The organism is Streptomyces sp. VRA16 Mangrove soil (assembly GCF_017377775.1).
Taxonomy (GTDB): domain Bacteria; phylum Actinomycetota; class Actinomycetes; order Streptomycetales; family Streptomycetaceae; genus Streptomyces.
Genome location: NZ_JAFVLN010000005.1, coordinates 154,789 through 166,792, shown reverse-complemented (window position 1 = coordinate 166,792; position 12,004 = coordinate 154,789). Strand labels below are relative to the sequence as shown.

Here is a 12,004-nt window from a genome sequence, read left to right as displayed (position 1 = left end):
GAAGGACCCGCCATGCACAGCACCTTCCGGCACCGCCTCGCCGCCGCGGCTCTGTCGACCGCCGTCTGCCTGGCCGCCACCGCCTGCTCCTCCGGCTCGGACAGCTCCGGCAGCCAGGGGGCGAGCAGTGGCACGTACACGATCTGGGATCCGTACCCGCAGTTCGCCAAGGGCTCGGACTGGACCGAGCTGCTCGACACGTGCGGGAGCAAGGCGGGTGTGACGGTCAAGCGCACCGGCTTCGACACCAGTGACCTCGCCAACAAGACCCTCCTCGCGGCGCAGCAGGGCAACTCGCCGGACGTCCTCATCGTCGACAACCCGGTCGTGTCGACCCTCGCCGACGCCGGCGTGCTCACCACGACCGGCGACAACAAGCTGGACACCTCGAAGGTCGACCCGAACCTGCTGGCCGCCGGCCAGTCGGGCGGGAAGACGTACGGCACCCCCATCGGCGCGAACACCCTCGCTCTCTACTACAACAAGGCCGTGCTGAAGAAGGCCGGCGTGGACATCGCCACGGTCAAGGACTGGACGTCGCTGACGGCCGCGCTCGCCAAGGTGAAGAAGGCGGGCAAGAAGGGCATCACTTTCTCCGCGATCGGCACGGAGGAAGGCAGTTTCCAGTTCCTGCCGTGGTTCTGGGGAGCGGGCGCCGAACTCACCCGGCTCGATTCCGCGCAGGGAGAGTCGGCGCTCACGCTCTGGCGGGACTGGCTCAAGAGTGGATACGCGCCCAACTCGGTGCTCAACAACACCCAGACGACCAGCTGGCAGGAGTTCGCCAGCGGCGACTACGCCTTCGCGGAGAACGGCACCTGGCAACTCGCCAACGCGAAGAAGGCAGGGTTCGACTACGGCGTCCTGCCCATCCCGGCCCGCGCACAGGGCGCGGCCGCGGCACCGACCGGCGGCGAGTTCGTCACCGTCCCCGTCCAGCAGGACACCGGCCGCTACGCCACGACCAGGAAACTGGTCACCTGCCTGACCAGCACCAAGAACCTGTACGACACCGACACCACCCTCTCCTACGTGGCCCCCACGGCCGAGGTCCAGGACAAGCAGGTGGCGGCGAACGCCGAGCTGAAGCCCTGGGTCGATGCCGTCAAGTCGGCCAAGGGGCGCACGAGCGACGACCTGGGAACCAAGTACCCGAAGATCTCAGAGCAGTTGTGGAAGGCCGTCCAGTCCGCGCTCAGCGGATCGACGTCGCCGAAGAACGCCCTGTCCACGGCCCAGGCCGCGGCGAAGTAGCGGCCCCGGCCCACGGATCGCAGATGACCCAGATGACACAGCAACTGCCGGACCGGCGCCGGCTCGCCACCCAAGCAGGGACAACCGCTCCGGCCGGGACCGGGAAACCGCGCCGCCCCACCTCCACCCAGTGGGCCGCCTGGGGCTTTCTCGCCCCGGTGACCGCCTACCTCGTCCTCTTCTACGCCTATCCGCTCTACCGCAACATCGACCTCAGCCTGCGCAACTACACCGTCCGCTCCTTCGTCCAGGGCGACGCACCCTTCACCGGCCTGCAGAACTACCGGACCGTCCTCGACGACCCGACCTTCGCCCCGGCCCTCCTGCACACCGTCGTCTTCACCGCCGTCTGCCTGGCCTTCCAGTACGCCATCGGCCTGGCGCTCGCGGTCTTCTTCCACCAGAACTTCCGGCTCTCCGCAACCCTGCGCGCCCTGTTCCTCGTACCGTGGCTGCTCCCGCTCATCGTGTCCGCCTCCACCTGGTCGTGGATGCTCAACAGCGACTCGGGCATCGTCAACGCGGCCCTGCACGCCATCGGCATCGGCCAGGTCAACTGGCTGACCTCACCGTCCTGGTCGCTCACCTCGGTGATCATCGCGAACATCTGGATCGGTGTCCCGTTCAACCTGGTCGTCCTCTACAGCGGACTGCAGTCCATCCCGGCCGGCCTGTACGAGGCGGCGGCGCTCGACGGGGCGGGACCCTGGCGCCGGTTCTGGAGCATCACCTTCCCGCTGCTGCGTCCGGTCTCGGCGATCACCCTGCTCCTCGGCCTCGTCTACACGCTCAAGGTCTTCGACATCATCTGGATCATGACGAAGGGCGGCCCGGCGGAGTCGTCGACCACCTTCGCCACCTGGTCCTACCAGCTCGGGTTCGGCAATCTCCTGCCCGCCTTCGGCCCCGGCGCGGCCGTCGGAAACCTGCTCGTGGTGGCGGCCCTCCTCTTCGGCCTGGTCTACGTACGGGCCCAGCGGAAGCAGGCACTGTCATGAGCGACGTCACCCACCGCGCACACCGCCGCACCGCATGGAAGACGGCCGTCGGCCTCCTGCTGACCGCGCTCATGCTCTTCCCCGTCTACTGGATGGTCAACGTCTCCTTCACGCGTGACCAGGACATGCGCAAGAGCCCACCCGACCTGCTCCCGCTGCACGGCACCCTCGCCGGCTACCGCACCGTCCTCGACGAACAACTGCCCTACCTCGGCACCAGCCTGGTCATCGGCCTGGGCACCGTCGCCCTCACCGTCGTCCTGGCCGCACCGGCAGGATTCGCCCTCGCCAAACTCCGCCCCCGGGGCGGTGGCATCCTCAGCTTCGTGCTGCTCGCCGCGCAGATGATCCCCGGCATCATCATGGCGATGGGCTTCTACGCCGTCTACCTGCAACTCGGTCTGCTCAAAACGGTCCCCGGACTCATCGTCGCCGACTCCACGCTCGCCGTCCCCTTCGCGGTCCTCATCTTCACCGCCTTCATGTCGGGCATCCCCGGCGAACTCCTCCAGGCGGCGAGGACCGACGGCGCCGGGGCGCTGCGCACCTTCTGGTCGATCGTGCTGCCGATGAGCCGCAACGCGGTCGTCACGGTGTCCCTGTTCGCGTTCCTGTGGTCGTGGTCCGACTTCATCTTCGCCAGCACCCTCGTCAACGGCGGCGCCCACGAACCGATCACCCTCGGCATCTACCACTACATAGGCAACAACAACCAGGAGTGGAACGCCATCATGGCCACCGCCGTCGTGGCCTCGCTCCCGGCCACGGTCATCCTCGTCCTCGCCCAGCGCTATGTGGCCGCAGGCGTCACCGCAGGCGCCGTCAAGGACTGAGGCGAGGCCCTCGCCCACCTCTTCACCTCACCGTACGGTCGTCCGCCGTTGGTTGCCCGCGACGCGGACGCCCCCTGCCCGAGAATCGAGTCCCGCTGCATGACTGCCGCCCCGACCGGCCCGGCCTTCTCCGTCCACGACATTCCGTTCAGCACCCACGGCTCCTGGTTCTGCTTCTCGCCGGTCGTGGCCGAGAAGACGCGTGCCGACGACCTCCACCTGGTCTCACACCAGAACGGCATGCACGGCGTCGTGCGACTGACCCCCCTGCACCGAGGGACCACCGACCGCGCCGAGACCCGCGTCGAGGCGTGGCCCGGCCTGCTCAGCTGGATCGGCGGCCACGGGCGTGTCGACCTCGCGTACGAGACCCCCGACGTCGTACGGATCCGTGGACGTGGCGCTCTGGACCTCGGACTCTTCGCGGCCGCACGACAGTTGACCCCGTTCAGCGGCACCTACTTCTTCCGCGACCCGGCCGCCGACGCGCACGTGTTCACCTCGTACGAGACCGGACGCCGGTACCGCATCACGGTGCTCGACGGAACCGTCGCCCTCACCACGGGAACCCAGGCGCTGGCCGGGAGTGACCGCGGCATCGTCGTCACCGGCGAGGACGGCTGGGAACTGGCACTGGAGGAGCACGAGACGGCCCGACCGCCCTACCGCCGCGACGCGACCTTCGACGAGGTGCTCGCGCGGGCGCAGGACGACTTCACGGCGTTCGTGGACGCGGTCGCTCCCTGGCGCACCGACGCCACCCCGGCCGCGGAACTCGCCGCGTACGTCCTGTGGTCGGCGACCGTACGCCCCACGGGCCTGGTCACCCGGCCCGGAGTCCTCATGTCCAAACACTGGATGGACAAGGTGTGGAGCTGGGACCACTGCTTCAACGCGCTCGCCCTGGCGCCCGGCCGACCCGCCCTCGCACGCGACCAGTTCCTCCTGCCCTTCGACCACCAGGACCCGGCGGGGGCGCTCCCGGACTCCGTCACCCACTCCGAGATCCTGTACAACTTCGTCAAGCCGCCCATCCACGGCTGGGCCCACCGCCTTCTGCGCCGGCGCCTGCCCACCGCAGTGAGCCGGGCCGAACTCGCCGAGACCTACGGGCGGTTGGAGCGGTGGACGAACTTCTGGCTGACCGCACGACGCGCACCGGGCGACGCGCTGCCCCACTATCAGCACGGCAACGACAGCGGCTGGGACAACGCGACCACCTTCGACCCGGAGCGTGTGATCGTCTCCGCCGACCTGTCCGCCTTCCTGATCCTGCAGCTGCATGAACTCGCGTCCCTGGCCAGCGAGTTGGATGTGGCCGGCGAGCCGGAACGATGGTCCGCCCTCGCGGACGACATCCAGGCGGCACTGCTCGACGAGCTCTGGGACGGGGACAGGTTCGTCGCCCGAGGAGTCGGCTCCGGAGACACCTGGAGCAGCGACAGCCTTCTCGACCTGATGCCCATGGTGCTCGGGGAACATCTCCCCGCAGCGGTGTCCAGCGCACTGGCGGACCGCATCAAGGCCCACCTGACACCGTACGGCCTGGCCACCGAACTTCCCGCGTCACCGCACTACCTCGCCGACGGCTACTGGCGCGGCCCCATCTGGGCCCCCGCCACCGTTCTCGTCGAGGACGGCCTGCGCAGGGCCGGGCATGTGCGTCTCGCGGACGACATCAGCACCCGTTTCCGCTCCCTGTGCGAGACCAACGGCTTCGCCGAGAACTTTGACGCCCTGCTGGGCACCGGGCTGCGCGACCGTGCCTACACATGGACGGCCAGCAGCTATCTGCTCCTGGCCGAAGCGCATGTGCAGCGGAGCGGGCAGACCCTTTGAGTAGGGGTACTCAGGCGCGGTGGGGAGGTACCGCGTAGCGTCGCAGGGATGGCCAGGGAATCGATGCGGGCAGCCCGGTCGGGAGCCAAGCGTGGCGGCTACTTGGTGGGCGAGGCGCTGTTTCGCGTGTGGCTCTTGCTCGCATGTGCACTGCCGGAGCCGGTGGTCTGGTTCCCACTCTGGATCGGGGCCGCGGTGTGGAGGGGGCGGAGCGGCAAGGGGGGAGTGAGGCGCCTGTTCTTCATGCTCGCGTCGTGTTCTCGGCGCGAAGGCGCTGACTGAGGAAGAGGGCTGCGCGGTCGAGGGCCTCGTCCGCCTCGTCCAGCACGCCTGCGAATACCTGGAACACATGCGGGACGTCGGCCGTGATGTCCAGGACGACGTCCACCCCGGCCGACGCCGCGCGTGCGGCGAGGCGCGTGGAGTCGTCCAGCAGCATCTCGTTGGTGCCCACCTGGATCAGCATCGGGGGGAAGCCCGTCAGATCCGCGAGGACGGCCGGGCTGAGCAGCGGCTGGTGCGGGTCGGCCCCGGCGAGGTACATGGCCCCGGTGTGATCGAGCGCCCTGCGCGTGAAGATCGGGTCGATGCCTTCTTTGGTGTCCATGCTGTCCCCGGTGCGGGTGGCGTCGAGACCGGGGGAGAACGCGACGACGGCGGCGGGCAGAGGGAGGCCCGCGTCACGTGCGGCGAGGCAGGTGGTCACGGCGAGGCCCCCGCCGGCCGAGTCTCCGGCGAACGCGATGGCGGAAGGGGATTCGCCCCGGTCGAGGAGGGCGAGGTAGGCGCTCAGCGTGTCTTCGACGGCGGCCGGGAACGGGTGCTCGGGGGCGAGCCGGTAGTCCAGCGAGTGCGCCGCGAATCCGGTCCTGGTCACCAGATGTCCCGTCAGTGACAGGGCCGTCTCGGGGGAGCCGGACACCCAGCCGCCGCCGTGGAAGTAGAGGATCGTCCCGGCGCGTGACGCGTGCTCCGGCTCGACATGCAGGGCAGGACGGTCGCCGAGCGACGTCCGTGTGGTTCGGATGCCGTCAGGGACGACCATCAGATCCATCAGTGCACTGAAACCCGCCCGTATCTCCTCGACCGGTCGTGGTCCAGCGGGGTGAGGCTGCCGCAGCATCGCATCGACCTTGTCGCGCTGTGCCCTGGTCATGACTGTGCTCCTGTCCGACGGTGGAGGAGAGAGTGCATTCCAGTACACTATATGCCGTGGAATATAAATCGAGTGATGAGACCGTCGAGCTGCCGGCCTTCTTCGCTGATCTCGTCCGCTGCGAGACACGTCTCTACAACGCGCTGAACGACAGCCTCCGCGCGCGGCACGGGATCGTGACCTCGCAGTTCGAGGGTCTGCGCTTCCTGCGGGACCGTCCCAGGGCGCGCGTGGCGGACCTCGCGGCCGAGTTCGCCATCGGCGTCGGAGCGACCAGCAAGAGCGTGGACCGCCTGGAGAAGCAGGGGTGGGTCGTCCGCCTGCCTAACCCGGCCGACCGGCGCTCCTCACTGTTGGCCTTGACCGCCGAGGGCACGCGACTTGTCGTGGCGGCGGAGGAGACGGTCGCCGCGGAACTGGCCGAACTCATGGGCGGCACGCTCGACAGCGCCTCGCTCTCGACCGCGGCTCACGTCTTCAGGAAGCTGCGCGCAGCACTCGAAGGCAACCGGATCGGTACTCCCACGGGCTGACCGGCGCCGCACCCCCCGTGCGATGCAGCAGGCCTCGGCGACCTGCCGGGCGGGGCGGTGGTGCCGGACAGGCCGTCTTTTCAGGGGATGTCCGGGAGGAGAAAGGCGCGGCGCTCTTGGGCGGTGAGTTCCCGGAAGACTCCGTTTCGGGCGCGTCTGAGGAGGCCGTCGACGTCATGATCGGCAAGCGTCCACAGGCGTACGGTCCGGTCGTGGGAGGCGGTCGCCAGTCGAGTGCCGTCAGGGTGCCAGGTGAGGCCGTTCACCCAGTCCGCGTGGACGCCCAGGACAGCGGTTTGCGTCGCGGTGTCCGGGTTCCAGAGCCGGACCGTGTGGTCCCGGGACACGGACGCGAGACGCGTTCCGTCGGGTGACCAGGCAAGATTCAGGACGCGGTCCTCGTGCCCGTTCAGGACGGCGAGTTCCGTGCCGTCTACGGGGTTCCACAGGCGGACGGTGCGGTCGCGGGAGCAGGTGGCGAGGCGTCGGCCGTCGGGGGACCAGTCGACCTTCCAGACGTAGTCCAGATGGCCGTGCAGGGTGGCGACGGCGGTGCCGTCGGCGCTGTCCCAGACGATGGCGGTGCGGTCGGTGCTGGACGTGGCGAGGTAGCGGCCGTCCGGCGACCAGGCCGTACCGGCGACCCAGTCCTGGTGGCCGCGCAGGATGTGGAGGGGCGCACCGGTGGCGGCGTTCCAGATGCGGGCCGTCCCGTCGCGGGAACCGGTGGCTATGCGGGTGCCGTCGTCCGACCACGTGACGTGGGACAACTCCTCGATGTGCCCGTCCAGTTCGAGGCGCTCGGAGCTGCCGTCCGTCCGACGCACCAGAGCGGCCCCTTCACGCAGGGCGATCACCAGGCGCTCGCCATCGGGGGACCAGGCCATGTCGGTCGCCCCGTCGGCGGGCCAACTCCTCTCCGTACGGCCGGTGGTGACGTCCCGGATCCGCACGGAGCCGTCCTGAGTCGTGGCCGCTATGCGGGTGCCGTCCGGAGACCAGGCGACGCGGAGGACGGCATCGTCGTGGTCGGCGAGAACACTGACGGGTCGGGAGACGTCCCAGACGGCGGCCGTACGGTCGCGGGACGCCGTCGCCACCTGCGTTCCGTCGGGGGACCAGGCGATGCCGTAAAGGGTGTCGGCGTGCCCGGTGAGCCGGATCTCGACTTCCGCTCCGGCAGGGGCACTTCGGTCCCCGATGAGGTTCCACACATAGGCTGAGCGGTCCGCATCGCCACCGGCCAGGCGCGTGCCGTCGGGGGACCAGGCCAAGGAATTGATGACGTCCGAATCCAGCACCCGCACTGCTTCCCAGGTGCGGGTGTCCCAGACGCGAACGCTACGGTCCCCGTCGGCCGAGGCGAGCTGCTGACCGTCGGGCGACCACCGGACCGACTCGATGCTGCCCCGGCCGGCGATGGCGGTGACGGCGGCGCCGCTGAGCACGTCCCAGACCCGGACACTGCCGTCCTCGCCGCCGCTGGCTACCTGCGCCCCGTCGGGGGACCAGGTCACGCTCCAGACCATGCGCCGGTGCCCGCGCAACACCGTGGACGCGGTGTAGGTCCCGGCGTCCCAGATCCGCACGGTGGAGTCGCTGCCGACGGACGCCAGATGACGGCCGTCGGGCGACCAGGCCACACCGCCGACTCCTTCCTCGCGCTCGCCGGTCGTCGGGGCGTGGCGCAGGACGGCCGACTCGGTCCAGGTGTCGGTCGACCAGACGCGGACCGTGCGGTCCCGGCAGGCGGCCGCGAGCGCGCGTCCGTCGGGGGACCACGCGACTCCTTGCATCCAGGCGCCGTCTCCCGCGAGTACCACCGGCCCGGCGTCCCGGCCGGGCTCCCACACCCGGACCGTGCCGTCGTCGCTGGACACGGCCAGCTGGAGTCCGTCCGGTGACCAGGCCACGCCGGAGGCGCCGGCGTCGAAGCCGCGCAACACCGCACGCAGCCGCGCCGCGCTCTGGGCGGTGTGCAGGGCCTGCACCGCACCGGGGGTGGCCGCGCATTCCTCGACCGCCGCCAGAGCCGCGAGCACCGCGGCTTCCGGTTCCCTGTCGAGGCGCTGGAGCACGCGGACGGCGACCGCGTCCGCGGCGCGTTCTCGCGTGGACCGGTCCGCCCGCAGCGACCGGTCCACGAACTCCTCGAGCAGGGGCGTCGTGCCGAGCGCCGGCGCGGACCGCGTCATCCAACGCCGGGCGAGCGACAGCCGCTCCCCGGTCAGCAGGTAACCGTCCTGGCGTCCGCTACGGTCCCAGTCCTGGCCCCACCGCTCCAGCTCGGTGCGCCGGCGCAGCTCTTCGGTGTGTGCGGCGACCGCCCGGCGCAGCGGCGCCCACTGGCGGAAGAGCGCCTCGTGGGCCACGTCCAGTACGCCTTCGTCGCTGGTCAGCAGACGTCCTGCGACGAACGCGTCGGCGATCTCGAGCTCCTGTGCGTTGAGGTCGGCACGCAGGACCCGGCGGCGGGCGGCCTCACCGCCGTCCACGGTGACGAATCGAAGGAGCGTCTCCATCACGGGCAGGTCGCCGAGTTCGGCCCTGATCCGGTCGGCCTGCTCGGCCAGGGCCCCGGCGACGCCGCCGAGCGCGCGGTAAGCCTCCTCGCTCACGGACCCCCCCGATCCTCCGGCGCGCCGGTACAGCTCTTGAAGGGTGTAGGCGAGCAACGGCAGCGCGTCGCCGCCCCCGCATTCGTCGACCATGCGGGCCACGAGACCCGGCGCGAAGGTCAACCCCGCCTGCTCGGCGGGTTTTTCGATGACCTCGTGCAGTGCGTTCCGGTCGAGCGAGCCGATGAGGGTCGGCTCGCGCACCAGATCGGCGAAGCCGGACTCCAGGAACCCGGTGAGGAAGTCCGAGCGCAAGGTGGCCACGACCCACAACCGTGGATCACGGTGCAACGCCTCGCGTACGGCGGTCAGGAACTCCTCCCGTTCCTCGCGGCCGCACCTCGTGAGCAGTTCCTCCAACTGATCGATCACGATCAAGGCCGGTCGCACGCCACCCGGTTGGGGCCGACACCGGCGCAGGGAACCGACCGGATCCGCGCCCGGTGTGAAGGGCGCCGCCACCGTCCATCGGCCCCGACGCCGGGCCAGCGTCGGCAGCAGACCTGCGCGCACCAGTGACGACTTTCCGCTGCCGGAGGGCCCGACGACCGTCACGAACCGCTGGGCCCGTCCCGGCACCGCCGGGTGCAACCGCCTGACCAGGTCGACGATGTCACGATCCCGCCCGAAGAAGACGGCCGCATCGTCCTCCGTGAAGGCTTCGAGCCCCGGATACGGAGGTTGCTCCCGGTCCCATGCGCGACGTATCGGAGCCGGCCGGTCGAGGAAGTGCGACGCCGTCTGGACCGCGACGAGCAGCACCAGTGCGACACCGATCAAGGGCACCGACCAGTCCCTCAACAGCCGCAGCGGCAAGGGGACATGGTCCGCCTGCCCGGTGGCGTAGTTGGTGGCGATGCCCAAGAGGGATCCGACCAGCATGAGCAGTACGTCGGCAACGAGCTTGAATGCGCGTCGGTCCATGGATCGACAACCTATCTGGCACGGTCCGGGCTGTCGGTGTGGGGCATCGGGTACTGCCGGCCGCGGCGCACTGCGGCTTCGGCGCGGAACCAGTGCCGTATCAGGCGGCGTTCGCCCTGGTGAGGAACCAAGCCAACACAGCCACGCCGACAGGCAGCGCAACCAGGTAGCCGGCGAGGATACCGACGCCCGGATCAGCCGGCGTGGGGAAGGCCCAGTTCACTGCTGCGGTCACGAGCAGTGTCACCGTTGCCAGCGCAACGAGGCCGGCGGCAACGGCAAGCCGACGCGGCGGGGGCGCCCCGCTGTACAACTCGGCCGCAGGCCCGATGGCGATCAGGACCGTCACGAAGCCGACGAGATCGGTGTCGGGCCGCCACCCGAACGGCCACCCCGCCAGAGCGATCAGCCCGCAGACAGCGAGGCCGGCCAGTTCCAGCGCGATGGTGGCCACCACCGGGCGTTCCCACGAGGGGTGTTGGATCGAGTCGCTCCCACTGTCCTGCTCATCGGCCACGTCCTCAGGGTAGCCATCGACGAGGCGAACGACGCCTGATGCGGCACTGGATATAGCCGATGCTGTTCACCGTGGGCGGGCCTAGGCTGACGGGCATGACCATGCCCCGCGGGTGGAGCTACCGCTACGTCGGGCCGGCCGAGTTGAGGGAACTCGTCCGGCCCGACCGCGAGGGACAGGGCATACGTTCGGCGGCGGACTTCGACGAGCGGATCTCGGCTCGCACGGCGGAGGAGCTGGCCGAGCCCTTCACCTTCGTCGTCGATCGCACCGGGATCCTGCGTCTCTCGCCGCGCCGCCGCGAGCACGTGGTGTGTGCCGGTGGACAAGCGGTCCTGGGCGTCGGCGAGATCAGCTTCCGCAAGGAGTCCGGGCAGTGGGCGATCGACGAGGTGAGTAATCACTCGACCGGCTACTGCCCGGACGCCGGCTCGTGGCCCGCCGTCGCCGAGGCATTGGACCGGGCCGGGATCGCTCGCCGGCCCGGCTTCACGCACGAGGTGCTGTTCCGGCGCTGCCCCTCCTGCCGGCAGCTCAGCATCGTGCGCGAACAGGACTTCGTCTGCGTCTTCTGTGACGAGGCCCTGCCGAGGGAGTGGAACGTGGACCGGCTCGGACATTAGGTGGTCGGCGGTCTGCCGGTCGGGTTCCCGGGTTGCTCGTCCGGCCCTTGGCCGCGGCTGCTCAGGACGACCTGCGCGGTCATGCGGTGGCCCTGCGATAGCGGCTGAGAACGACGGGTCCGGCTTGCTCTGCCGACAGGCATTCCAGCTCCCCGTGCAGCGCGCCGTCGGGGAAGAGCCGGTCGCCGGTGCCCAGGACGGTGGGGAAGGTCAGCAGCCGGTACTCGTCGATCAGGTCCTCGGCCATGAGCTGGTGCACGATGCTGAGGCTGCCGATGACGATCACATCGCGGGATTCCTGCTTGACGGTGTCGACGACGTCGCTGTCCAGGAGCTCGGAGTTCGCCCACGCCGCGGTGTCCGTGGCGTTCAGTGTGCGCGAGGCGACCAGTTTCGGGGCGGCGTTCATGCGCGCGGCGAACTGCCCCTCACGTCCGGGCCACAGGCGGGAGAAGATCTGCCAGGTCTCGCGCCCGAACAGCAGCACGCCCTCGTCCAGCGTGCGGCCGAGCCGGAACTTGTCCCCGTCGATGACTTCACGGCCGTGCCGCAGTGCCCAGCCGCCCCGTGGGGTTCCCTCCGAACCGGTGGGGTCGGACACGATCCCGTCCAGGGTGACGAACCCGATCACGATGATGCTCACAGCGATGTTCCTCTCGTTCAGGTCGAGTGCTCACCGGTACATACCGGCGGCCCCCGCCCGACTCAT

10 protein-coding genes are annotated in these 12,004 nt (G+C 69.9%); 6 read left to right on the top strand and 4 right to left on the bottom strand.

All coding sequences use genetic code 11. The annotated features are described in order from the left end of the window. Positions 1-12: 12 nt before the first annotated feature. The 4 genes from J3486_RS15750 (at position 13) to J3486_RS15735 (ending at position 4,924) form a co-directional block, all read left to right on the top strand. Positions 13-1,254: an extracellular solute-binding protein gene (locus J3486_RS15750; RefSeq protein ID WP_207820927.1), complete on the top strand. Its 1,242-nt coding sequence runs from the start codon at positions 13-15 to the stop codon at positions 1,252-1,254. Positions 1,255-1,277: 23 nt separating this feature from the next. Beyond that, positions 1,278-2,252 (top strand): carbohydrate ABC transporter permease, encoded by a 975-nt coding sequence (locus J3486_RS15745; RefSeq protein ID WP_207820926.1) that lies wholly within the window; start codon positions 1,278-1,280, stop codon positions 2,250-2,252. Beyond that, a complete protein-coding gene (locus J3486_RS15740; protein WP_207820925.1) occupies positions 2,249-3,085 on the top strand; it encodes a carbohydrate ABC transporter permease in 837 nt (278 codons plus the stop codon). The genes J3486_RS15745 and J3486_RS15740 overlap by 4 nt, the downstream gene beginning before the upstream one ends. 99 nt (positions 3,086-3,184) lie before the next feature. After that, positions 3,185-4,924 carry an amylo-alpha-1,6-glucosidase gene (locus J3486_RS15735; RefSeq protein WP_207820924.1) on the top strand — a complete coding sequence of 580 codons (1,740 nt, stop codon included), beginning with the start codon at positions 3,185-3,187 and terminating at the stop codon, positions 4,922-4,924. A gap of 241 nt (positions 4,925-5,165) precedes the next feature. Here the strand turns inward: J3486_RS15735 and J3486_RS15730 are convergent, their stop codons facing one another. Further along, positions 5,166-6,080, bottom strand: a complete 915-nt coding sequence (locus J3486_RS15730) for an alpha/beta hydrolase (RefSeq protein WP_207820923.1) — start codon at positions 6,078-6,080, stop codon at positions 5,166-5,168. A 56-nt stretch (positions 6,081-6,136) separates the two neighbouring features. Between J3486_RS15730 and J3486_RS15725 the strand changes: the two genes are divergently transcribed. Next, positions 6,137-6,613 (top strand): MarR family winged helix-turn-helix transcriptional regulator, encoded by a 477-nt coding sequence (locus tag J3486_RS15725; protein ID WP_207820922.1) that lies wholly within the window; start codon positions 6,137-6,139, stop codon positions 6,611-6,613. Positions 6,614-6,693: 80 nt separating this feature from the next. Here J3486_RS15725 and J3486_RS15720 read toward each other — a convergent pair whose 3' ends face one another. Continuing rightward, the gene (locus tag J3486_RS15720; RefSeq protein WP_207820921.1) at positions 6,694-10,155 is read right to left on the bottom strand and encodes an AAA family ATPase; all 3,462 of its coding nucleotides are present in this window, start codon (positions 10,153-10,155) and stop codon (positions 6,694-6,696) included. Between the two features lie 100 nt (positions 10,156-10,255). Beyond that, positions 10,256-10,672 carry a hypothetical protein gene (locus tag J3486_RS15715; protein ID WP_207820920.1) on the bottom strand — a complete coding sequence of 139 codons (417 nt, stop codon included), beginning with the start codon at positions 10,670-10,672 and terminating at the stop codon, positions 10,256-10,258. A gap of 95 nt (positions 10,673-10,767) precedes the next feature. On the opposite strand from J3486_RS15715, the gene J3486_RS15710 reads away from it, so the two are divergent. Beyond that, positions 10,768-11,295, top strand: coding sequence for a hypothetical protein (locus J3486_RS15710; protein ID WP_229378082.1), 528 nt, complete (start codon positions 10,768-10,770; stop codon positions 11,293-11,295). Positions 11,296-11,374: 79 nt separating this feature from the next. On the opposite strand, the gene J3486_RS15705 is transcribed toward J3486_RS15710, so the two are convergent. After that, positions 11,375-11,938: a dihydrofolate reductase family protein gene (locus J3486_RS15705; RefSeq protein WP_207820919.1), complete on the bottom strand. Its 564-nt coding sequence runs from the start codon at positions 11,936-11,938 to the stop codon at positions 11,375-11,377. Between the last annotated feature and the right edge of the window lie 66 nt (positions 11,939-12,004).

Coding starts and splice junctions, on each gene's coding strand:
- J3486_RS15750 (WP_207820927.1), top strand. CDS start 13: ATGCACAGCACCTTCCGGCACCGCCTCGCCGCCGCGGCTCTGTCGACC.
- J3486_RS15745 (WP_207820926.1), top strand. CDS start 1,278: ATGACCCAGATGACACAGCAACTGCCGGACCGGCGCCGGCTCGCCACC.
- J3486_RS15740 (WP_207820925.1), top strand. CDS start 2,249: ATGAGCGACGTCACCCACCGCGCACACCGCCGCACCGCATGGAAGACG.
- J3486_RS15735 (WP_207820924.1), top strand. CDS start 3,185: ATGACTGCCGCCCCGACCGGCCCGGCCTTCTCCGTCCACGACATTCCG.
- J3486_RS15730 (WP_207820923.1), bottom strand. CDS start 6,080: ATGACCAGGGCACAGCGCGACAAGGTCGATGCGATGCTGCGGCAGCCT.
- J3486_RS15720 (WP_207820921.1), bottom strand. CDS start 10,155: ATGGACCGACGCGCATTCAAGCTCGTTGCCGACGTACTGCTCATGCTG.
- J3486_RS15710 (WP_229378082.1), top strand. CDS start 10,768: ATGACCATGCCCCGCGGGTGGAGCTACCGCTACGTCGGGCCGGCCGAG.